The organism is Sulfitobacter delicatus (assembly GCF_900102535.1).
Classification (GTDB): Bacteria; Pseudomonadota; Alphaproteobacteria; order Rhodobacterales; family Rhodobacteraceae; genus Sulfitobacter; species Sulfitobacter delicatus.
In genome coordinates, this window is the sequence record NZ_FNBP01000002.1 from 92,951 (window position 1) to 115,218 (window position 22,268).

The 22,268-nt window shown below is 61.2% G+C and carries 21 protein-coding genes; 6 read left to right on the top strand and 15 right to left on the bottom strand.

The window, feature by feature from the left end; translation table 11 throughout:
• Nucleotides 1–612, bottom strand: coding sequence for a Sec-independent protein translocase protein TatB (gene tatB / locus BLS57_RS03735; RefSeq protein ID WP_093739351.1), 612 nt, complete (start codon nucleotides 610–612; stop codon nucleotides 1–3).
• Nucleotides 613–616: 4 nt separating this feature from the next.
• A complete protein-coding gene (locus tag BLS57_RS03740) occupies nucleotides 617–886 on the bottom strand; it encodes a twin-arginine translocase TatA/TatE family subunit (RefSeq protein WP_093739353.1) in 270 nt (89 codons plus the stop codon).
• 171 nt (nucleotides 887–1,057) lie between these two features.
• On the opposite strand from BLS57_RS03740, the gene BLS57_RS03745 reads away from it, so the two are divergent.
• Nucleotides 1,058–1,717 carry a helix-turn-helix transcriptional regulator gene (locus BLS57_RS03745; protein ID WP_093739355.1) on the top strand — a complete coding sequence of 220 codons (660 nt, stop codon included), beginning with the start codon at nucleotides 1,058–1,060 and terminating at the stop codon, nucleotides 1,715–1,717.
• Between the two features lie 164 nt (nucleotides 1,718–1,881).
• Here the strand turns inward: BLS57_RS03745 and BLS57_RS03750 are convergent, their stop codons facing one another.
• The 6 genes from BLS57_RS03750 to BLS57_RS03775 all read right to left on the bottom strand — a co-directional run bounded on the left by BLS57_RS03750 (nucleotide 1,882) and on the right by BLS57_RS03775 (nucleotide 7,070).
• The gene (locus BLS57_RS03750; RefSeq protein WP_093739357.1) at nucleotides 1,882–2,238 is read right to left on the bottom strand and encodes a Lin0512 family protein; all 357 of its coding nucleotides are present in this window, start codon (nucleotides 2,236–2,238) and stop codon (nucleotides 1,882–1,884) included.
• Nucleotides 2,231–2,581, bottom strand: coding sequence for a Lin0512 family protein (locus BLS57_RS03755; RefSeq protein ID WP_093739359.1), 351 nt, complete (start codon nucleotides 2,579–2,581; stop codon nucleotides 2,231–2,233). The genes BLS57_RS03750 and BLS57_RS03755 overlap by 8 nt, the downstream gene beginning before the upstream one ends.
• Nucleotides 2,578–3,666, bottom strand: coding sequence for an ABC transporter ATP-binding protein (locus BLS57_RS03760; RefSeq protein WP_093739361.1), 1,089 nt, complete (start codon nucleotides 3,664–3,666; stop codon nucleotides 2,578–2,580). Before BLS57_RS03760 ends, BLS57_RS03755 begins: the two co-directional genes overlap by 4 nt.
• Before the next feature lie 42 nt (nucleotides 3,667–3,708).
• Nucleotides 3,709–5,067, bottom strand: coding sequence for an SLC5/6 family protein (locus tag BLS57_RS03765; protein WP_093739363.1), 1,359 nt, complete (start codon nucleotides 5,065–5,067; stop codon nucleotides 3,709–3,711).
• A gap of 92 nt (nucleotides 5,068–5,159) precedes the next feature.
• Nucleotides 5,160–6,284, bottom strand: a complete 1,125-nt coding sequence (locus BLS57_RS03770) for a hypothetical protein (protein ID WP_093739365.1) — start codon at nucleotides 6,282–6,284, stop codon at nucleotides 5,160–5,162.
• 6 nt (nucleotides 6,285–6,290) lie between these two features.
• Complete coding sequence (locus BLS57_RS03775; RefSeq protein WP_093739367.1) at nucleotides 6,291–7,070, bottom strand: SDR family oxidoreductase; 780 nt, start codon at nucleotides 7,068–7,070, stop codon at nucleotides 6,291–6,293.
• Nucleotides 7,071–7,210: 140 nt separating this feature from the next.
• Here BLS57_RS03775 and BLS57_RS03780 point away from each other — a divergent pair, with 140 nt between their 5' ends.
• The 5 genes from BLS57_RS03780 (at nucleotide 7,211) to BLS57_RS03800 (ending at nucleotide 13,372) form a co-directional block, all read left to right on the top strand.
• Complete coding sequence (locus tag BLS57_RS03780; RefSeq protein ID WP_093739369.1) at nucleotides 7,211–8,224, top strand: Hint domain-containing protein; 1,014 nt, start codon at nucleotides 7,211–7,213, stop codon at nucleotides 8,222–8,224.
• Between the two features lie 64 nt (nucleotides 8,225–8,288).
• The gene (locus BLS57_RS03785) at nucleotides 8,289–9,908 is read left to right on the top strand and encodes a peptide chain release factor 3 (protein WP_093739371.1); all 1,620 of its coding nucleotides are present in this window, start codon (nucleotides 8,289–8,291) and stop codon (nucleotides 9,906–9,908) included.
• Nucleotides 9,909–9,986: 78 nt separating this feature from the next.
• A complete protein-coding gene (locus tag BLS57_RS03790; protein WP_093739373.1) occupies nucleotides 9,987–10,931 on the top strand; it encodes a glycosyltransferase family 2 protein in 945 nt (314 codons plus the stop codon).
• A 140-nt stretch (nucleotides 10,932–11,071) separates the two neighbouring features.
• On the top strand, nucleotides 11,072–12,607 hold the full coding sequence (locus BLS57_RS03795) for a DEAD/DEAH box helicase (protein ID WP_093739375.1): 1,536 nt from the start codon (nucleotides 11,072–11,074) through the stop codon (nucleotides 12,605–12,607).
• A 102-nt stretch (nucleotides 12,608–12,709) separates the two neighbouring features.
• Nucleotides 12,710–13,372: a hypothetical protein gene (locus tag BLS57_RS03800; RefSeq protein ID WP_093739377.1), complete on the top strand. Its 663-nt coding sequence runs from the start codon at nucleotides 12,710–12,712 to the stop codon at nucleotides 13,370–13,372.
• Here the strand turns inward: BLS57_RS03800 and BLS57_RS03805 are convergent.
• Genes BLS57_RS03805 through nuoK form a run of 7 tightly spaced genes read right to left on the bottom strand, consistent with a single transcriptional unit; the run spans nucleotide 13,356 to nucleotide 22,043 of the window.
• The gene (locus BLS57_RS03805) at nucleotides 13,356–15,023 is read right to left on the bottom strand and encodes a ribonuclease J (RefSeq protein ID WP_093739379.1); all 1,668 of its coding nucleotides are present in this window, start codon (nucleotides 15,021–15,023) and stop codon (nucleotides 13,356–13,358) included. The genes BLS57_RS03800 and BLS57_RS03805 overlap by 17 nt on opposite strands.
• A gap of 1 nt (nucleotide 15,024) precedes the next feature.
• Nucleotides 15,025–15,801 (bottom strand): type III pantothenate kinase, encoded by a 777-nt coding sequence (locus BLS57_RS03810; protein WP_093739381.1) that lies wholly within the window; start codon nucleotides 15,799–15,801, stop codon nucleotides 15,025–15,027.
• 22 nt (nucleotides 15,802–15,823) lie between these two features.
• Nucleotides 15,824–16,555, bottom strand: coding sequence for a biotin--[acetyl-CoA-carboxylase] ligase (locus tag BLS57_RS03815; RefSeq protein ID WP_093739383.1), 732 nt, complete (start codon nucleotides 16,553–16,555; stop codon nucleotides 15,824–15,826).
• 23 nt (nucleotides 16,556–16,578) lie between these two features.
• On the bottom strand, nucleotides 16,579–18,024 hold the full coding sequence (nuoN, locus tag BLS57_RS03820; RefSeq protein WP_093739385.1) for an NADH-quinone oxidoreductase subunit NuoN: 1,446 nt from the start codon (nucleotides 18,022–18,024) through the stop codon (nucleotides 16,579–16,581).
• A gap of 14 nt (nucleotides 18,025–18,038) precedes the next feature.
• Nucleotides 18,039–19,601, bottom strand: coding sequence for an NADH-quinone oxidoreductase subunit M (locus BLS57_RS03825; RefSeq protein ID WP_093739387.1), 1,563 nt, complete (start codon nucleotides 19,599–19,601; stop codon nucleotides 18,039–18,041).
• Nucleotides 19,601–21,733, bottom strand: coding sequence for an NADH-quinone oxidoreductase subunit L (nuoL, locus tag BLS57_RS03830; protein WP_093739389.1), 2,133 nt, complete (start codon nucleotides 21,731–21,733; stop codon nucleotides 19,601–19,603). The genes BLS57_RS03825 and nuoL overlap by 1 nt, the downstream gene beginning before the upstream one ends.
• Before the next feature lie 4 nt (nucleotides 21,734–21,737).
• Nucleotides 21,738–22,043 (bottom strand): NADH-quinone oxidoreductase subunit NuoK, encoded by a 306-nt coding sequence (gene nuoK, locus BLS57_RS03835; RefSeq protein ID WP_007119508.1) that lies wholly within the window; start codon nucleotides 22,041–22,043, stop codon nucleotides 21,738–21,740.
• Nucleotides 22,044–22,268 lie beyond the last annotated feature (225 nt).

The following is a 22,268-nucleotide window of genomic DNA, read 5'->3' on the forward strand; positions in this document are numbered from 1 at the left end:
TTACTCTTTGTTCGCGGCGGGTTTGGCGGCCGCTGGCTTCTTGGTGGCGGGCTTTTTCGCGGCAGGTTTCTTCGCAGCGGTTTTTGTGGCTGGTTTCTTGGCCGCAGGCTTTTTGGCAGCCGGTTTCTTCGCTGCCGGTTTCTTGGCAGCAGCCGGTTTGGCCGCCGGGGTCTTCGGCGTCAATTCAGCCTCAGCAGCGTCAGCCTGCGCCATCGCTTCGGCCGCTTCGCGCTGTTTGCGCTCTGCTGCCGCACGTGCCGTGTTGGCTTGGATCTTCTTGACGTCCTCAGCCTTTTGCGCGGCCAGTTTCCCGGTCTCGCTATTGGGGTCGAAGTTGGTCAGCGACTTGGTCGCGTCCTTCACTTCGTCCATGGCACTGCCAAGCGGGTTGGATGCGGTCTTGAGCGATTTGTTCAAGGAGGACGACATCTCGCGCATGCCGCTTTCATCGGCGGCATCGTTCATCGCTTGGCTGAATTCGCGCGCCATGCCCTTGGCTTTGCCCACGAACTGCCCGACGCGCCGAAACAGCACGGGCAGGTCCTTGGGGCCCACCACGATCAGGGCCACCACGCCGATGACCAAAAGCTCCGTCCAACCCAGATCGAACATGCGGTTACACCCGGTCTTTGTCGGTCTTCAGGTCTGTGCGCGGATGCGTGCCTTGGTCGGTGTGCTCGGGCAGGTCAGCGTGGTGTACTTCGTCGACATGTTTGATGTCGTCGCTGTGCTTGGTTTCTTCCTCGCCTTCGCTGATGCCCTTTTTGAAGCTGGTGATGCCCTTGCCGACTTCGCCCATCAGCGAAGAAATCTTGCCACGGCCAAAAAGCACCAGCACGACAACTGCGATCAGCAGCAGGCCCGGCAGTCCGATATTGTTCAACATGTCTGTTCTCCCATCATGTTTGGCGCGCGTGCAGGCGCACCGATTTTGTCTGTGATAGCGGCATGGCCGGGTGGCATGAAGGGGCAAAGCGGTTGGGACCGTGGAACTCGGGGACGCAATGCGCAGATTTTGCGGGTGCAGAATCTCTCCTGACGTGTTTTTGTCAGGAGCATGAAAGAGAATAGGCATAGAGATCGTTTGGTCGCGCTGATCGATATTCTGCGGGACGGGCAGTTGCATCGGGCGGAGGATCTGGCCCAGCGGTTTGATGTGTCGGTGCGCACGATCTACCGCGATATGGACAAGCTGATTGCCTCGGGGGTGCCGGTAGCCGGGACGCGGGGCGAAGGCTATCGCGTAACACCGGCGATCACCCTGCCCCCGTTGAGCTTGACCCCCGCCGAGTTGGAGGCGCTGAACCTCGGCCTTGCCGTTGCAGCAGAGGTGGGGGATCGGGACTTGCAGGGCGCGGCGGAGACTTTGGCCGCGAAGTTCGACGCGGTTTTGCCTGCCGAGACGATTGCAGAGGGTGCGGCGTGGCAGCAGGCGCTTCAGACGCGGGGCAAAGCGACGCGGGTTTTTGCCCATCTGCCCGTGCTGCGCGCCGCGATACAGGCGCGGCAGAAACTGCGGATCGGGGTTGTGGGTGAAGTGGCAAAGGTGGTGCGTCCGCTGAAAGTAGAGAACTGGGGGCGGTTTTGGCTGCTGATGGGCTGGTCTGAAGACGCAGGTTTTACCACCTACCCGCTCGACCAGATTGAAAGCGCCGAAGCGCTGCCAGAACTCTTTGTCGACGAAGACGGCAAAACCCTTGCCGACTACCGCCCCTAGCGCGGAATCAAGGCCGCAGGCCGCCGCGCAGCGCCAGACCGCCCGCACGGGCTGGCGCTTTTGCTACTGTGCGGGCGGCTTGAGAGATTCGCCTAAGAGCAGCGACGATAAACTGCCAAACTGTAAGGTCTAGAGCGCCATCCCGCGGTCTGGCGCCGCCCGGCTCAGCGCTTCAACTGCCAGCCCGTTTGCGGCGGTAAAAACGCTTCAACACTGGCCTGCGCCACCACGATCACATCCTGCCCGGTCGGGACGTTCAGCCCGCCCTTCACCGCACGCACCTCGGCCCGGCCCCGTGGCAGTTTGGCCACCAGCGCATCGACATCAACCTTCTCGGGTTCCTGTACCGCCACGGTGACCTGCACGCGCATCTGATCCGGCGTCACATCAAGCGCGCCAAAGAGCGGCAGCGAGGAATGGCGCAGGGCGTCCTCAATCGCGCGGGCGCAGGCTTTGGTATAATCCATGCCGTGCAGATCATTGCCCATGCCCATCTCGATCATGATGCGTTGTTCAGCCATCGGCGCGCTCCATGTCAAAGCCGACCGATAGCGCTACGTTTGCCATGACCGTCGGGTTGCCCGCGCCCTCGGGCCGCGGCACGTCAAGGCCGCCGTGGTGCAGATTGACCGTCACCTCGCCATAGGGAAAGACCGCACGCAGCGCCTCGGCGTCGACCAAATCGGGGCGCTGCACGCCGACGTCCAGCGTGATCCGCATGTCGGATTTATCGAAGCCAAAGAGCTCGGCCAGATTGATCGAATTATGCCAGAGCGCATCCTGCACGGCGCGTTTGGCGGCCTCAGTATAATCGGCCCGGCGCAGGGACGAGCCCATGCCAAATTCCACCATCAACGGGGTCATGGCTTCACCGGAAAGACAAAACAGCGGTCGCGGCGCACGGTGAGCCACATGACGGCGCCGGGCTGCGGCAGAAAGACATTGGGCACGGTCGCACGGAGCCGCGAGCCGTCTTGATCGAGCACAAATTCCACAAGGCTTTCATTGCCCATAAAACGCGCCCGTTCGACCACCGCGCGCGCCGGGGTGCCATCGGTCGAGGTCGGGCGCGGGCCTTTGCCGGCACGGTCAAAGTCGATCCGCAGGTGCTGGGGGCGGAACACGATATTCACCTTAGTCCCATCCGGCAGACCGGGGGCAAGAAACTCGCCAAAAACTGTTTCGGCCAGCGCACCGTTCACCGTGGCATCCAGCACATTGGCATCGCTGAAGAAGGCGACCGAGGCGCGGTCCACGGGGCGGGTATAGACGTTGTAAGGCGCACCTTGCTGGACGATCTTGCCGTCGCGCATCAGCGCAATTTCATCGGCCATGCGCATCGCCTCATCGGGCTCATGGGTGACCAGCAGCACGGCGGTGTCTTCTTCTTTCAGGATGCTCAGCGTCTCGTCCCGGATGCCGTCGCGCAGGCGGTTGTCGAGACCGGAAAACGGCTCGTCCATCAGCATAATGCGCGGCTGCGGGGCCAGCGCGCGGGCCAGCGCCACACGCTGCTGCTCGCCGCCCGAAAGTTGATGCGGGTAGCCGTCGATATAGCGCAGCAGGTCCACGCGTTTGAGAAGTTCCTCAATGCGCGCCCGCTTTTCGGCCTTGGTGCCCTTTTTCAGGCCAAAGCCCACATTGTCAGCCACGCTGAGATGCGGGAAGAGCGCAAAGTCTTGAAACATCAGGCCAATCTCGCGCCGCTCGGGCGGTACGCGAAAGACCGTGTCGCAGATCAGCTTGCCGTCGACATGGATCGTGCCGCTGTCTTGCATCTCGACTCCCGCGATCATCCGCAGGGTGGTGGATTTGCCGCAGCCCGAGGGGCCCAGCAGGCAGGTCACCTGCCCCGGCATGATCTGCAAAGACACGTCATCGACCACCTGCCGCCCGCCATAGCTGCGGCGCAGGTTCTTGATTTCCAGTCGGGGGGTGGGGTCACTCATGAAAGCTGCCGGTATCCGATTAAATCGCTCGGAAACCAGCTATCAGCCCCGCCGCGCCCCCGCAAGCACCGCCGCGAAACCGGCGGCGAGGACCATGAGGCAGATCACCAAAAGCTGCTCGTATTTATGCCCCTCGGGCAGCAGCGTCGCCACGCTGGGCCAACCGCGCGCGAAATAGAGCGCCGCGCCCAGCAGGGCCGCGCCAAAGGCCACGAGATAGCTCCAGACCGCCACGCGCCGCCCGGCAATCAGCCCGACCAGCAGCACCGGGGTCAAAAACATCGAGGCCGTGCCGCTGACCGCCACGGCGTCAAAGAGCGTCGCGTTGCCCCAAAGCGTCAGCAGTGCGCCCAAGATCATGAACCCCGCCATCACCAGCCGCCCCCCGCGCAGGCTGCGCGGAGCGATGCGCCATTCCTCGACCATCAGCCGCGCCGCCGAGGCCAGTGCGCTGTCCAGCGTCGAGAGCGCCGAGACCAGCAGCGACAGCATCAGCGCCACAAAAATCCAGCCCGGGAACATCAGCGCCCATGTGCCGATCAACTCGCCTTCATAGGCGGCCCCGGTGAGGCTGCCTTGAATGCCGAAAAAGCCGAAGCCGATGATGCAGAGCGTCGAAATCCAAAACGCGTGTAGGAAGGAGGCGCGGGTCGTGGCCTCGTCCGCGAGAAATCCACGGTCCATCATCACCGGGTCATGCGCGGGGTAGGAAAACACCTGCAAGAGCGCCACGACCAGCAGCACCCAACCACTGTAAGGCCCCGAAACGCCGGGCGCGCTCAGCACCGCGCCAAGCTCAAAGCCGGGGCTCAGCAGCAGCGCCCCAAGTGCCAGACCAAAGACCACCAGAAACACCAGCATCTGCACCACATCTGTGCGCAGCGCCGCCGAGAGCCCGCCCCAAGCCGAATAGCCAAAGCCGAGTGTCGCCACCACCAGCACCGCCAGCGTGCCGGACCCGGGCCAGACCGCCTCAAAAATCAGCGCCACAACCAGCAAGTTGGCAAAGACCTCGGACAAGAGCCGCAGCGCGATGACGAGGTTATAGGCCCCCGTCCCCGCGCCCCCGAACTGCCCGCGCAGCCAGTCCTGCACCGAGCGCGCCCCGCCCCGGCGCAGATGGCCGACGATAAAACCACCCGTCAGGAAAGACCCGTAATAGGCCGCATAGGCCAACGTGCCCGCGATGCCGTAGAAATAGCCCAAGATCGCCGCGTTCATTAGGCTGCGGGCGAAAATCCATGTGGTGACTTGGCTCAGCACCAGCACCCAAAGCCCCGGCGCGCGGCCAGCGACATTGGTCCCGCCAAAGAACCCCTCAACGGTAGCGCGTCGCGGGGCGACCAGCAGGCTGGCGAGGATGACAGCGGCGAAGAGGATAATCAAAACGGTGGTTTGCAAGGGCGTGGACCTTTCTCAGCGGGTCCTCAAGCGTTAGCCGCCGCACCCGCAGCAGGCCAGTGCTGAAACCTGTGCTGGCAGAAACGTGACCGTTAGCGAGCAGGCAACAGTTCGAAATCCGCCTGTGCTACGTCCCGTCCATTGACCTGCAGGCTGATCCGGTGCGCGCCGGGATAAAGCCGAAAGGTCGTCGCGTCACCTTTCAGCCGATGGCGTTTTGCAAGTTGCAAAGGTTGCTCCGCCGCGACCTCTGTGGCCTTTAGTTTAAAGACCTTTTCGACATGCTTCCCACCGGGGCGCACAAAGCGAATGCGGTAGTCGACCATGACCGGCAAACTCTGTGCGGCCCGCAACTCGCAGGCAATTTCGAGCAGATCACCAATATGCACCTGCTCCGCCAACTGCAGATCCGCCTCTATCCGCAGATCATCACGATAGCCCAAAAAACTAAGCGCGCCGCTATGACCCTGTTTCACCAGCACCCGCAGAGCATGGCGTGTGATCCATTGTAACTCTCTCGCGCCCTGACGCCCCTCATCCGCCCAATTGCGCAGGGTGGCGATCACCAGATCAGGATCGCGGCGGGCGATGTCGTTCAAGTGGTTGGCTACCGAGCGCGTCACATAGCGGGTCGGGTCTGCATGCATCCGGGTCAGCAGCGGTAGGGTCTGCTCAGGGAGCAACGAGACTGCCCGCGCCCAGGGCAATCGCGGTCTGGTGCCTTCGCTCACCAGACGTCGAACGTGGTAATTCTCATCGTCCGCCCATCGCGTTAGCCGCGCCAGTGTTTCCTCCGGCCAACGGTTCAGAAAGGGGCGGATGTAGAATTCCATGGAAAAGCGTTGCGTGGCGGCGTGGATCAGGTCCAGCGCGCGCTCACGGTGATGCTCTAGCCCATGCCGCACGGCGAGAATGCCCGGCATGGCGTGGATGAAATGGCCAAAATCATCGTCACGCCGGGTTGGGTCAAGCGGTGGCGGCATCGCAGCTTCCAACTGGGCAGCCAGCGTGGGGAAATCGGATGCCAACTGTGGTTCAAGACAATCCGCGATCCACTCCATTCGCTCCATAAGCGCACGATCTGGTAGCCCGGCCATGACTTCGGCCTGAAACCGGACAGGGTCGAATGTTGGCAGAGCGGCGGCAAATTCAGTTGCCAGCCGCCCAACTGTATCTGCGTTAAACAGATGGTCCTTCAGGGAGAAAGCCTCGGCCACCCCCCGCTACATCGTGATATTAGTGCCGCCGCCATCCAGCAGCAGGTTTTGCCCCACGATGAACCCTGCATGTTGCGAACAGAGGAAGGCACAGGTTGCACCAAACTCCTGCCGTGTGCCGTAGCGGCCAGCGGGGATGCCCGCCTGACGCTCGGCGCGGGCCTCGTCCAGCGTAATGCCCTTGGCTTTGACCACCGCGCCATCGAGCGAATCCGCGCGGTCTGTCGCATGAATGCCCGGCAGCAGGTTGTTGATCGTCACGCCCTTGCCCGCCACCTGACGCGCGGTGCCTGCGACATAGCCGGTGAGCCCGGTACGGGCGGAGTTGCTCAGTCCCAACACAGCAATCGGTGCGCGCACCGACTGGCTGGTGATATTGACCACACGGCCCCAACCGCGTTCCATCATACCCGGCACCAGCGCTTTGATCAGTGCGATAGGAGCGAGCATATTGGCATCAAGCGCCTTAATGAAATCCTCGCGGTCCCAATCGTGCCACATGCCGGGGGGCGGGCCGCCGGCGTTGTTGACGAGGATGTCACAGCCCTCGGCGGCCTTGATAACAAGCGCTTGGCCCTCTTCCGTGGCGACATCGGCGGCCACGGTGTTCACTTCGACGCCGTGCTCCTGCCGTATACGCTCGGCTGCGGCCTCAAGCGCTTCAGCGCCGCGGGCGTTCATCACGAGGTTCACGCCAGCCGCCGCCAAAGCCTCGGCACAGCCCAGCCCAAGCCCCTTGGACGATGCGCAGACCAGCGCCTTTTTACCTTTGATTCCCAGATCCATATCGCGATTCCTCCTATGCGTTGGCCTATGCCTACCACGCCCTGCCGCCGATGCCAGCAAAACGCCAAGAGCTTGACCCACCCCGGTCACAATCCTAGCTTATTTGCTTGGCGAACACCGCCCCAGATCAAAGGCCCGCCATGTCCCCGTCCCGCCCTGCACCGGCTCAAAGCATCGCCGTCTACCGCGCCGCGCAGTTCTGCGCGACGGATGGGGCGAATATGGGCGATGCGCTGTCCTTTGCGGCTGAACTGGTGCTGGATGACACTTATGAGCTAACGCCGACCGCCGCAGCTACGCGCTTGTCCTTGCTGACGCTGACAGGCAACCGGCTGCGCCTCGCCGCTGATACCGAAGGAGGCACCCCCGGGGCGGATGTGCATCTGGACAGCGCTTTGATGCTGATGTCGCCCGATGGTCAAATTCACGAAGCGCTTGTCTTGGTCGAAGTGGACAGCATCGGGCACGCAGCGGGCATCTACCTGCTCCCACTAGGCGCGCTCACCCCGCGTATCGGCTATCGCCTTGTCGGAATCGACACCGAGAACACACGACAGAAGTTTGGCCAAGTTGCCTGTGTCTCCTTCACCCGCGGCACTCATATCTCGCTTGGTACAGGCGAAATGCGCCCTATCGAAGACCTGCGCGTCGGCGACCGGATCCTGACCCGAGACGACGGCGTGCAGCCGCTCCGCTGGATCGGGCAGAGCACGCTCCGCGCCGTGGGAGACTTTGCCCCGATCCGAATTCGTGCGGGTACGCTGAACAACGAACACGACCTGATCGTCAGCCCCGACCACCGGCTGTTCATCTATCAGCGCAGTGACGAAATGGGTGCGGGTCGCTCAGAACTCCTCGTCAAAGCGCGGCATCTGGTCAATGGTGACAGTGTCACGACGCTGGACGGCGGCTTTGTCGACTATTTCCAACTTCTCTTTGACGGGCATCAGATTATCTACGCCGAAGGCATCGCCGCCGAATCCATGCTCGTCGACAGCCGCACCCGCTCGGTTCTGCCGCCCGAGATGTCCGCCGCCATGGGCGAGGTTATCCCCGGCCATTCCGACCTGCCACACGCGGGCCTCGATCTGGCCGAAGCGCTGCTTGATCGACCCGACGCCGCCGCGCTGTTACGTAAGGCCAGTACCCGCTGACAGCACGCCTCCACGACACTGCCGCTACTTGCCGCTTGGCCCTGCCGCGTCTATACGCCCTGTCATGTTGGATACGCCCCTAAACCGCCCCGCCCTGCCCGCCGAGATCGCGCGCCGTCGCACCTTTGCGATCATCAGCCACCCGGATGCGGGCAAGACCACACTGACTGAAAAGTTCCTGCTGTTTGGTGGGGCGATTCAGATGGCTGGGCAAGTGCGCGCCAAGGGCGAAGCCCGCCGCACGCGCTCTGACTTTATGGCGATGGAAAAGGACCGGGGCATCTCTGTTTCCGCCTCGGCCATGTCGTTCGATTTTCACAGCGGCGACACCAACTACCGCTTTAACCTCGTCGACACCCCCGGCCACTCGGATTTTTCCGAGGATACCTACCGCACGCTAACCGCCGTGGACGCCGCCGTAATGGTGATCGACGGCGCAAAGGGCGTGGAAAGCCAGACGCAAAAACTCTTTGAAGTCTGCCGGATGCGCGACCTGCCGATCTTGACCTTCTGTAACAAGATGGACCGCGAAAGCCGCGATACCTTTGAGATCATTGACGAAATCCAAGAAAACCTCGCCATTGACGTGACGCCCGCAAGCTGGCCCATCGGCGTGGGCCGCGATTTTGTCGGCTGCTATGACATGCTGCGCGACCGTCTGGAACTGATGGACCGCGCCGACCGGAACCGCGTCGCCGACAGCATCAAGATCGAAGGGCTGGACGACCCCAAACTGGCCGAACACGTCCCCGCCGCCTTGCTTGAAAAGTTGCGTGAAGATCTGGAAATGGCCCGCGAACTGCTGCCGCCGCTCGACATGAAAGCCATGCACGAAGGCACGCTGACGCCGATCTGGTTCGGCTCGGCGATCAACTCCTTTGGCGTCCGCGAACTGATGGAAGGCATCGCCAAATACGGGCCGGAGCCGCAGATTCAAGCTGCCACTCCGCGCCAGATTTTGCCCGAAGAAACAAAGGTTTCCGGCTTTGTCTTCAAAGTTCAGGCCAATATGGACCCCAAGCACCGCGACCGTGTGGCGTTCGTCCGCCTCGCCTCGGGGCATTTCGAGCGCGGCATGAAAATGACCCATGTGCGCACCAAAAAGCCGATGACCATTTCCAACCCGGTGATGTTTTTGGCCTCTGACCGCGAATTGGCCGAAGAGGCTTGGGCCGGTGACATCATCGGCATTCCCAACCACGGGCAACTCCGCATCGGTGACACGCTGACCCAAGGCGAAGCGCTGCGCGTGAGCGGCATCCCCTCCTTTGCGCCGGAGCTGCTGCAATCGGTCCGTGCGGGTGATCCGCTGAAAGCAAAGCACCTTGAGAAAGCACTAATGCAATTCGCCGAAGAAGGGGCCGCGAAAGTTTTCAAGCCCTCGATCGGTTCGGGCTTTGTCGTTGGTGTCGTCGGGCAGTTGCAGTTTGAGGTTCTCGCCAGCCGGATTGAGCTCGAATACGGGCTGCCTGTACGCTTTGAGCCCTCGCAATTCACCTCCGCCCGCTGGGTGAACGGTGCCAAGCAAGCCGTTGATAAGTTTACCGAAGCCAACAAACAGCACATCGCTTTCGATCACGACGGCGACATCGTTTACCTGACCCGCCTGCAATGGGACATCGACCGCGTGGACCGCGATTACCCGGACGTGAAGCTGACCGCGACCAAGGAAATGATGGTCTGACCCCTACGCCCTGCCCGCGCGGAAGCCCTTGATTTCGTACCAGACAATGACATTGTGTGCCCCAACCGGGGAGCAGTGATGACAGCAAACACGACATGGGGGCTCAGCGCCACGATCTTGGCCCCCGCCGAGGACATCCTGCGCTTCGCGGCCTACCATCTGGAGGCCGGCGCACACCGGCTCTACCTCTATCTGGACGCTGAAAACCCTGAGGCTTACGCGCCGCTCAAGGCGCATCCCAAAATACGGGTCACAACCTGCGACGCGGCCCATTGGCAAAAGCTCTCGGGCAAGCGCCCTGTCAAACACCAGGTCCGCCAGACGCAGAACGCGACAGATGCCTATCGCCGCGCAAATGACGTCGACTGGTTGATCCATATGGATGTGGACGAGTTTCTCGTCTCCAAGCAGCCGGTGACCGATATCCTTTCTACGCTGCCCGCCAAGCAGCAGATCGCCCGCATCCGCCCGATGGAGGCGCTTTCAGGCGACAACACGCATTTCAAAGCCTTCATTCCCAATGGGCCAGACCGTGCAAACACCGTGGCCGCAATTTATCCGACCTATGGCCCCTATATCAAAGGCGGGTTTTTGAGCCATTTGGCGGGCAAGGTCTTTGTCCGCACAGGGTTAGAAGGCATCCGCGTTCAGATACACAACGTCTTTCACGACGATAAAATCATCGACGGGCCGGAACAGCAGCCCGGCATTGACCTAGCCCATCTCCACGCCAAAAGCTGGGACGACTGGCTCGCCGCCTACCGCTACCGGCACGAAAACGGCTCCTACCGCGCCGAACTGGCCCCGAACCGTCCGCGCGACCGGGGCGGGCTGTCGATGCACGAGCTTTTCGCGATGATCGAATCCGAGGGCGGCGTGGCTGGTTTGCGCGCCTTCTTTGACGAAGTTTGCGCCGTCTCGCCTGACCTGCGCAGCGCGCTCGACGCCCGCGGACTTCTGCGCCGCGTTGACCTGAACCTAGATGCAATCCTGCCCCGCCACTTCCCCGACGCAACGCCCTGATCCCCAAGTGTTTGACGGCGCAGCCGCAAGTTGCTATGCGCTTTTGGAACATGCCGCGGCACAGGCCGCCCTCAGGGCCATTCGGGCCGGCTTGTATTGCTGCCGCGGGCCAAGTCAGTGTCCGCTCAACCCGGACGCACATGACAAAATTTACCGATCTAAACTTGAACGCCAAGGTTCTCAAAGCTGTTGTAGAAGCTGGCTACGAATCGCCCACGCCCATTCAGGCTGGCGCCATCCCCCCTGCCCTCGAAGGCCGCGACGTTTTGGGCATTGCCCAGACCGGCACCGGCAAGACCGCCAGCTTCACGCTGCCCATGCTCTCGTTGCTCGCCCGTGGCCGCGCCCGCGCCCGGATGCCGCGCAGCCTTGTGCTTTGCCCGACGCGTGAGCTTGCCGCACAGGTGGCTGAGAACTTCGACACCTATTCCAAGCATCTCAAGCTGACCAAAGCGCTGCTGATCGGCGGCGTGAGCTTCAAGGAGCAAGACAAGCTGATCGACAAAGGCGTCGACGTGCTGATTGCCACACCGGGCCGCTTGCTTGATCATTTCGAGCGCGGCAAGCTGATCCTGTCGGACGTGAAAGTCATGGTCGTGGACGAAGCTGACCGGATGCTCGACATGGGCTTCATCCCTGACATCGAGCGCATCTTTGGCCTTACGCCCTTTACCCGGCAGACGCTGTTCTTCTCGGCCACCATGGCGCCCGAGATTGAGCGGATCACCAACACCTTCCTCAGCAACCCTGAGCGCATCGAAGTGGCCCGTCAGGCGACCACGAGCGAGAATATCACCCAGGGCGTGGTGATGTTCAAAGCCTCGCGCAAGGACCGTGAAGCGACCGAAAAGCGCAAGCTGCTGCGGATGCTGATCGATGCTGAAGGCGACAAATGCACCAACGCGATCATCTTCTGCAACCGCAAGATGGACGTGGATACCGTTGCCAAGTCCTTAAAAAAATACGGCTACGACGCGGCCCCGATCCACGGCGATCTGGATCAGAGCCAGCGGACCAAAACGCTCGATGGGTTCCGCGCAGGCGAATTGCGCTTTCTCATAGCCTCTGACGTTGCCGCGCGTGGCCTTGATGTGCCGAGCGTGAGCCATGTGTTCAACTTCGACGTACCGAGCCACGCCGAGGACTACGTTCACCGCATCGGTCGGACTGGCCGCGCCGGGCGCGATGGCAAGGCGATCATGATCTGCGTGCCGCGGGACGAAAAGAACCTCGAAGATGTCGAGCGTCTGGTGCAAAAGCCGATTCCGCGCTTTGACAACCCGCTGGGTGATGCTGCGCCCGCGCAGGAAGAAGCAAAAGCCGAAGCGCCCGCCAAGAGCGACGACAAGCCCAAGCGCACCCGTTCGCGCAGCCGCAAGTCCGACACGCCGCGTGCTGAGAAGGCTGCCGAAGATAAGCCAAATGTTGAGGCCGCGAAGCCCGAGCCAAAGCAGGAGGCGAAGCCTGAGCCTGTAGAGCAGCCTGCTGAAGTCGAAAAGACCGAAGCCGCCCCTGCGCAGGACGAGCAGAAATCCAACCGTGGTGGTCGCGACGACAAGAAGTCCCGCGGTGGCCGGGGCCGGAACGACAAGCGCGGCGGCAATGACAACCGCGTGGTCGGTCTAGGCGATCACACGCCTGATTTCATCGGCCTGAGCTTCCGCGAACGTATCTGACCCGGCGCAACTGCTGGCATGAATTCGCCGCCGATCCCCACCGGGATTGGCGGCTTTTTCGTCTGTGCTATGTGAGGTGAAACACCCTGAAAGAGGTTTCCCATGCGGCAGTACGCCCCCATCGCCCTCGCCCTGTCCTTCTTGGCCTTTACCGCCGCCCCGGCCAGCGCCGAGCGCTGCCAAGCCGTGGTCAACGGCGCCGAAGTGGTTGTCGAGGCAGAGAATTTCGCGAACTTCGCTGATGAGGTCGGCACCCGCGAGCGGCTGATGAACTGGCCTGCGCGCAAGTGGAGCAAGCTTTGGGGAACGCCGCCGGCTTGCAACAGCGGGGTGTTGTTCGACTACCTTGCTACCACCGTCCCGCTCGACCAGATCGACGGCTATTGCCTGACCGCCACGGCAGAAGACGGTCACTTCCTGATCCCCGGCGAGCGCAACTATCGCGGCTATTGCAAAAAGACCTTTTGCGAGCGCGTGAACACCACCAAGCAAGAGACTGTCGACATCAGCAAAAGCATCGCACGCTCTGCCGTGGAGACTGTCACACAGCCCGAAAACCTACGCGCCGTGGCGCATAAGTCGGGGGCATTCATCCTGACAGGAGGGGCGTCTGCCCTGAGCGCCAACCTGGCGACCACGGGCACGACGCTGGCCACCGCACTGTCGACCCCCGCCGCCCTTGCGGCCACGGGGGTAAGCGTGGTCGCGGTTGGCGGCGCGGTCTATATGTGCAGCGGGGACGCGGAGGTCAGTTCAGACGACTGACCACTACGGTGACTTCCGGCTTCTTGCCGATCTCATTCTGCGCGGACTGGCGAGCGACCTTTTTCAGACCGTCGTTCAGCTTGTCATCATCGCGCAGGGTGGCGGGCTTTTGACGGTTCAGCCATTGGCTTAGGTCCTCTTCGAGAACATCCACCAGCGGCGCGTCAGAGCGGCCCTTCTCGGGCAGGCCCATCAGATCAACCCACGGCTCGCCGAAAGGCTCATCGTCAGCGTCCAAGATCATCGTCACAGTCGCATGACCGTTCAGCGCCATGCGGATACGATCCCGCACAACCCCGTCAAGCGCGCCAACCTGCACGGAACCATCCAGATACATGCGGCCCGTGTCGACATGCTCAACCACCTTAGGCTTGTTGCCCGAGAGATCGACCATCATGCCGTTGACAGCCAGAACACCTGTAATGCCCTTGCCGTTCGCGATCTTCACATGCTCACGCAGGTGACGGTGCTCGCCGTGCATGGGGATCAGAACCTGCGGCTTCACGATGTCATGCAGCGTTTCCAGATCGGGGCGGTTCGCGTGGCCCGAGACGTGGTAGAGGCCTGAGGAATCGTCGACCACATCCACACCCTTTTCAGAGAACTGGTTGATGATGCTGATGACACCGCGCTCGTTGCCCGGAATGGTTTTGGATGAAAAGAGGAACAGATCGCCCTCTTTCAGCTCGATCCCCTGATACTTGCCCCGCGCCAGTTGCGCAGAAGCGGCCCGGCGCTCACCTTGGCTGCCAGTAACCAGCAACATCAGGTTTTCACGCGGGATCGCACGGGCGTTCTCGGGCGAGATCACCGGCGGGAAGTCTTTCATCACGCCAGTCTCAATCGAGGCTTCGACCATGCGGTTCATCGCCCGGCCCAAGAGCACGATTGAGCGGCCCGCACGCGCGCCTGCCTCGGCCAGGGTTTTCACCCGTGCCACGTTGGAGGCGAAGGTCGTCGCGATGACCATGCCCTCGGCGCTGGAGACCAGCTTTTCGATCTCGGGCCCAACGGTGGCTTCCGAGCGGCCCGGATGGGCGGAGAAGACATTGGTACTGTCGCAGATCAGCGCCTTGACTCCGCCCTTGCAGACGTCGGCCCAAAGCGCATCGTCAAAGGCTTCGCCAACACCCGGCGTGCGGTCGATCTTGAAGTCACCGGAGTGGATCGTGCGCCCGTCGGGCGTGTCGATGACCATGGCCGAGGATTCAGGGATCGAATGCGAGATTGGCAGGAAACCCACAGTGAACGGGCCAGCCTTGATCTGCTCAGGCCATGTGCTGACCGTGGTGATCGCATCCTCAGGATGGCCATGCTCGGACATCTTGCGGCGCGCGATATTGGCGGTGAAGGCCCGCGCATAGATGGGTGCCTTGAGCGCCTCATAGGAATGGGCAATCGCGCCGATGTGGTCTTCATGCGCGTGGGTGATGAAGATCGCCTCGATCTGGTCGCGGCGTTTCTTCAGCCAAGTGATGTCGGGCAGGATCAGGTCCACGCCGGGCGTGCTGTCCATGTCCGGGAAAGCCACGCCGATGTCGACGACGATCAGACGTTCCTTGCCGGGTTTGCCGTAGCCATAAACGTATGCGTTCATGCCAATTTCACCCGCCCCACCGAGGGGAAGGTAGATAAATCGTTCGCTGCTCATATTATTCAGCTTTGTCCTTATTGTAGTCGTGGATCACGGTCAGCCCGTGCATCGTCAGTTCATCTTGATAATCGTCAAACAGGTCGACCGCCTGCTGGAACAGCGGCGCAAGACCTCCCGTGGCAATAACGCGCATGGGTCTGGCACGTTCCGCCTTTACCCGGTCACATATCTCACGAACCAGCCCGACATAACCCCAAAAGACGCCGGATTGCATGCAGGCCACCGTATTGGTCCCGATCACCTGCTGCGGTTTGGAGATATCGACATGCGGCAGGGCCGCGGCGGCGCTGTGCAACGCCTCTAGGCTGAGGTTCACACCGGGGGCAATCACCCCGCCGATATAGGCGCCGTCTGCGGCCACGACGTCAAAGGTCGTGGCGGTGCCGAAGTCCACCACGATCAGATCACCGCCATAGAGATCAAAGCCCGCAACCGTGTTCACTAGCCGGTCCGGCCCCACCTGCGTGCCCGCATCTACCCGCACGTCGATCGGCAAGTCGCAGCCCGGTTTCCCAACCACCAGCGGGCGGGTGTGGAAATAACGGTCCGCCAGCACGCGCAGGTTAAACACCACCCGCGGTACGGTGGAGCTGATGATCATATCGGTGATGTCAGCGTCAATATTCTGTAGCCGCATCAGCGTGTTAAGCCAGACGTAGTATTGATCCGCCGTGCGCTGCCATTCAGTGGAGGTGCGCCATGTCGCGATGAACTCGGTCCCGTCCCAGATCGAGAAGACCGTATTGGTATTGCCGCAGTCAATCGCCAGAAGCATGGCGCTTCCCCCTCTTGCAGGTCTAGAAAAACACATCCGCCGCCGTGATCGGCACCGGGCCGCCCGACGTGCGCAGGATCAGATTGCCCGTGGCATCCACATCCTCAAAAACACCGACTGTTTCATCGCGCATTGTGCGCGCCGTGATCACCTCGCCCAAGCGCGCCGCATGGGCCAGCCAAGCGCTGCGGATGGGCGCGAAGCCGTAGGTCGTGAACTGCTCTTCGAGACCAGCGTATTCTTGCGCAAGCACGTCGAGGAAGTCTTCGGGCGCGACCTGCGCACCTGCTTCACGCAGCGTCACAGCAGGCAAAGCGCGCTCTTCCAAGGCCCCGGCGGAAGGCGCGTGGGCCAGATTCACGCCGATGCCAATCGCCAGATGATCGCCGACGCTTTCCAGCAGAATACCCGCCACTTTACCGCCCTTGAGCAACACATCATTCGGCCATTTCAACGCAAAAGCATCCTCACGCCCCGTCACCGCAACAAAGCTGCGGTAGAGCGCCAGCGAGGTTACAAAAGACCGCAAGGCGGCAACGCCGGGGGCTTCCCTGCGCGGCATGATCAACGTACCCGCAAAATTGCCACGTGGCGTAGACCAATTGCGCCCCCGCCTGCCCCGCGCTGCGGTTTGCTCTAGCGCGAGGATCCAGGTCGGCGCAGTCAGCTCGTGCTGTAACCGCGCCGCCTCGGCAAGGGTGGAATCGAGCGTGTCATAGACGCGCCGATCATAGCCTGCGGGCCAGCCGCTCATGCTACGCGCCTGCGCGGCAAGGCTCAGTTTACCAGTGACGCCGCAGCCGCAGCCGCCATGCTCTCAACGCCGAACATATTGGCCACGCCGACGACCATGATCAGGGCCGAGGCCATCAGCACTACGGTCAAGACGCCGCCATTCTGATTGTCCAACGACTCGGAACGCTCTTCACCGAAGTACATGTAGAAAACGATGCGCAGGTAGTAGTAAGCGCCGATCACACTGGCGATCACACCGGCCACGGCGAGCCATGTCATCCCCGCATCATACGCGGCGCGCAGGACGTAGAACTTGCCAAAGAACCCCAGCATCGGCGGCACGCCCGCGAGGCTGAACAGCAACACCAGCATCGCCAGCGCCCGGCCCGGTGCGGCCTTGACATACATGTGCAGCGAGGTGATGTCAGTTATCGGCGCGCCGTCTTTCTGCATCAGCAGGATAAAGGCGAAGGTGCCGAGGTTCATCGTCACATAGATCGCCATATAGACCAGCATCGCCTGCACGCCAAAGGCTGTGCCTGCGGCGAGGCCCATCAGCGCGTAGCCCATGTGGGCGATCGAGGAGAAGGCCATCAGACGTTTGATGTTGGTCTGACCAATCGCAGCCACACCGCCCAAGAACATGGACAGCAACGACAGCAGCGCCACGATCTGGCTCCAGTCGCTGACAATCTGGCCAAATGCGTCATGCATCACACGGGCAAAGAGCGCCATTGCCGCCATCTTAGGCGCGGTCGCAAAGAAGGCCGCGATGGGCGTCGGGGCGCCTTCATAGACGTCCGGCGTCCACATGTGGAACGGCACGGCAGAAACCTTAAAGGCAAGACCAGAGATCAGGAACACCAGACCAAAGAGCAACCCGAGCGACGCGCCGCCCGTCTGTGCCGTGGTGATAATCCCGGCAAAGAGCGTTGTCCCGGCGTAGCCATAGACTAGCGAGGCACCGTAGAGCAGCAGGCCAGAGCTCAGCGCGCCCAGCACGAAATACTTCAGGCCCGCTTCGGTCGATTTCACCGAGTCGCGGCGCAGCGAGGCCACGACGTAAAGTGCCAGTGATTGCAGTTCCAAGCCCATGTAGAGCGCCATCAGGTCGCCCGCGCTGACCATCATCATCATGCCAACAACGGCTAGGGCGACCAGCATCGGATACTCGAACCGTAGCAAGCCGCGCAGGGACATATAGCTTTTGGACATGACCAGCACCGCTGCCGCCGACAGCAAAATCGCGACCTTGGCAAAACGTGCAAAGCCATCGTCGATGAACATGCCGTGGAAGGCGATGTTGGTGGACCCGTCGCCGGACATGGCGACCCAACCGGCCAGCAGCACCATCAGCGCTGCGGTCAGCCAGACCAGAACCCCGGCGGCCCCGTCCTTGTTGGTATAGACCGCAGCCAAGAGGCCCAGCAGAGCAAAGACCGCGAGGACGATCTCGGGCAGGATGATGTTCAGATCAGCGGAAATCATGCGCCAAGTCCTTCTTAATGCGAGGCATCGGCGGTCTGCACAGCGGTGTCAGCCGCCTCCAGCGCCATGTCGTAATTTTCAACGAGAGCGGTAACCGACGGCCCGATCATGTCCAGCACCAGCGCCGGATAGACGCCGAGCAGCAAGGTCATCACCACCAGCGGAGCAAAAATCCACTTTTCGCGGGGGGTCATGTCGGTGATCGCTTTCAGGCTTTCCTTGATCAGATCGCCCATCACCACGCGACGGTAGAGCCAGAGGGCATAGCCGGCAGAAAGGATCACACCCGTCGCCGCCACAGCCGCCACCCAAGTGTTCACCTGGAAAGTGCCCATCAGCGTCAGGAATTCACCTACGAAACCCGATGTGCCCGGCAGGCCGACATTGGCCATGGTGAACAGCAGGAAGATGAGCGCGTAGGCCGGCATCCGGTTCACCAGACCGCCATAGGCGTCAATGTCACGGGTGTGCATACGGTCGTAGATTACTCCGACGCAGAGGAAGAGCGCGGCAGAGATAAAGCCGTGGCTGATCATCTGGAAGATCGCGCCATCTACGCCCTGCTGGTTCGCCGCAAAGATACCCATGGTCACAAAACCCATGTGGGCGACCGAGGAATAGGCGATCAGCTTTTTCATGTCCTGCTGCACCAAAGCGACCAGCGATGTGTAGACGATGGCAATGGCCGACATCCACAAGATCAGCGGTGTTAGCACCTCTGACCCAACCGGGAACATCGGCAAGCTGAAGCGCAGGAAGCCGTAGCCGCCCATTTTGAGCAGGATCGCGGCCAGCACCACGGAACCCGCAGTCGGGGCCTGCACGTGGGCATCGGGCAGCCATGTGTGGACGGGCCACATCGGCATCTTGACCGCGAAGCTGGCAAAGAAGGCGAGGAACATCAGGGTCTGCATGCCGCCGATGATCTGAATGCCCAGCAACTCGAAGTTGTCAGAGGCGAAGTTATGCGTCAGCAAACTGATCTCGCAGCCACCAATACAGGTGGTGCCCGCTTCGGTGAACATCGCGACCATCGCCACCAGCATCAGCACCGAGCCGAGGAAGGTATAGAGGAAGAACTTGAAGCTCGCGTAGATCCTCTCTTTGCCGCCCCAAATGCCGATGATCAGGAACATCGGAATCAGACCGGCCTCGAAGAACAGGTAAAAGAGCACCAGATCCAGCGCCATGAAAACGCCGAGCATCAGCGTTTCCAGCAGCAGGAAGGCGATCATATATTCTTTGACGCGGTGCTCTACATTCCAGCTTGCCGCAATGACCAACGGCATCATGAAGGTGGTGAGCATCACAAAGAGGATTGAGATGCCGTCAACGCCGAGGCGATACTTCAGTCCCAGCAGCCAGTCGGCCTCATCCACGAACTGGAAGTCAGTGTTGGACGGGTCGAACTCAAAGAGAACAAAGAGCGAGATCACAAAGGTGACCGTGGTGGTGATAAAGGCCAGCCATTTGGCATTGCGCCCGGCAGCCGCATCGTCCCCGCGCAGGAAGACCGCGAGGATCAGCGCAGCAAAGGCCGGAACGAAGGTAATAATTGAGAGCAGATGCGTGTCCATCAGTTCGCTCCTCCGCTCATCGTCATCCAAGTCACCAGCACCGCGATGCCGATCACCATGGCAAAGGCATAGGTGAAGACGTAGCCGCTCTGGGCCTTACCGGCGAGCCGGGTGAAGAAGGGGATGATCCCCATGGCGAGGCCGTTCAGCGTGCCGTCGATCACATTGCCATCGCCACGCTTCCACAGGAACCGGCCGATTGTCTTGGCGGGACGCACGAAAATCACGTCGTAGACCTCATCAAAGTACCATTTATTTTTCAGGAACAGGTAAAGCGGACGCTGGTTGGCCGCCAGACGGCCCGGCACTGTTGGGCTCCAGATGTAGAACCACAGTGCCATGAGCAGACCGGCCAGCATCGCGATAAAGGGCGAGACCTTGACCCAGACGGGCGCTGCATGCGCGTCGTCAAGCACATGGTTGTCGGGACCAAAGTAAAGCGCGCCCTCGCCTGGCGCACCGCCAAAGCTTTCATGCGCTGCACTTGCGTCTTGATGGCCTTCGACCAATGCGCCGGCACCCTCGTCGCCGTCAACCGGACCTGTCGCGCCGTGGTCGTCCTCAGCGCCTTCGACATGGGCGTCACCGTCCGCGGCCATCTCGGCCATCGGAATGCCATAGAACTCGCCCACTTCATCCGCATGACCAAAGAAGCTGCCATACCAGACCATCCCGGCAAAGACCGAACCAAGCGCCAAGACGCCAAGGGGCACCAGCATGACCATCGGGCTTTCATGCGCGTGCTCATGGGTATGCTTATTGCCACGCGGCTTGCCAAAGAACGTCAGGAACATCAGGCGCCAGCTGTAGAAGCTTGTCATCGCAGCGGCGATCACCAGCATCCAGAAGCCATACATGGACCCACCGCCCCAAGCGCTTTCGATAATCGCGTCCTTCGACAGGAAACCGGCGAAACCGATATGCGTGAGCGGAATGCCGACACCGGTGATGGCCAGCGTGCCGATCATCATCGCCCAGAAGGTATAGGGGATCTTTTTGCGCAGACCCCCGTAGTTGGTCATGTCCTGCTCGTGGTGCATCGCATGGATGACCGAGCCCGCGCCCAAGAACAGCATCGCCTTGAAGAACGCGTGCGTGAACAGGTGGAACATCGCCGCCGAATACATGCCAACGCCTGCGGCCACGAACATATAGCCAAGCTGCGACATCGTCGAATAAGCGATAACGCGTTTGATGTCAGTCTGCACCAGACCGATGGTCGCGGCGACAAAAGCGGTGGTGGCCCCGATCACGGTGACAAAGGCCATGGCTTCAGGCGCAAATTCCATCACTGGCGACATGCGGCAAACGAGGAAGACACCCGCCGTCACCATGGTCGCCGCGTGGATCAGCGCCGACACCGGGGTCGGGCCTTCCATCGCGTCGGGCAGCCATGTGTGCAGGAAGAGCTGTGCCGATTTACCCATCGCGCCGACGAAGAGCAGGAAGGCGATCAGGTTCGCGGCGTTCCAGTCGTTCCACAGGAATGTGACGGACTGCTCCGCCAGATCGGGAGCCGCGGCAAAGATGTCATCGAAGCGGATCGAATCCGTCAGCATATAGAGGCCGAAGATGCCCAGCAGGAAACCAAAGTCCCCTACCCGGTTCACCACGAAGGCTTTGATTGCTGCGGCATTCGCGCTCGGTTTGCGGAAGTAGAAACCGATCAGCAGGTAGGACGCGACACCGACGCCTTCCCAGCCAAAGAACATCTGCACGAGGTTGTCGGCTGTCACCAGCATCAACATCGCGAAGGTAAAGAAAGACAGATAGGCGAAGAATCTCGGGCGATAGCTCTCGTTATCGCGGAAGTTCTCGTCATGAGCCATGTAGCCGAAGGAGTAGAGGTGCACGAGGCTCGAGACGGTGGTGATTACGATCAACATGATCGCGGTCAGACGGTCCATACGGATCGCCCAATCGGTGCTGAGCGTGCCGCTCTCAATAAAGCGCAGGATCTGGATCTGCTCAGTCGGGCCGTCTAGTGTCAAAAAGACCACCCAAGACAGGAAGGCCACAAGGAACAAAAGCCCCGTGGCGATCCACTGAGCGGCTTTCTCACCGATCAGCTTCCAGCCGAAGCCGCAGAGGATAGCGCCGACCAGCGGGGCGAATAGGATCGTGGTTTCCATTGCCTCAGCCCTTCATCACGTTGACATCTTCCACCGCGATCGAACCACGGTTGCGGAAGAAACAGACCAGAATGGCGAGACCAATGGCGGCCTCGGCGGCGGCGACCGTCAAAACGAAAAGCGTAAACACCTGCCCCGTCAGATCGCCCAGGAAGCTGGAGAAGGCGACGAGATTGATGTTCACCGCGAGCAGCATCAATTCGATGCTCATCAGCAGGATGATCACGTTCTTGCGGTTCAGGAAAAGCCCGAAGATGCCGATGACAAACAGCGTCGCCGCCACCGTCAGGTAATGCTCAAGTCCGATCATGTCGTCCCTTACGTTCCCGCCCCTTGATGGGCTTTGGTCGCGCCCCATTATCTGAGGCTTTTAGTATCACTTGCCCCCGGCTGCCACCGAAGGGTCGGGCTTTAGCCCATGAAGCTGTAGCCGCCGAAAACGACGATCAACACCACCACAAGCACTACGATTGTTGTTCTAGACATCACGCCGTCTCCTTTTCACTTTCACCAAACCGTTTTCTTTCAAAGAAAA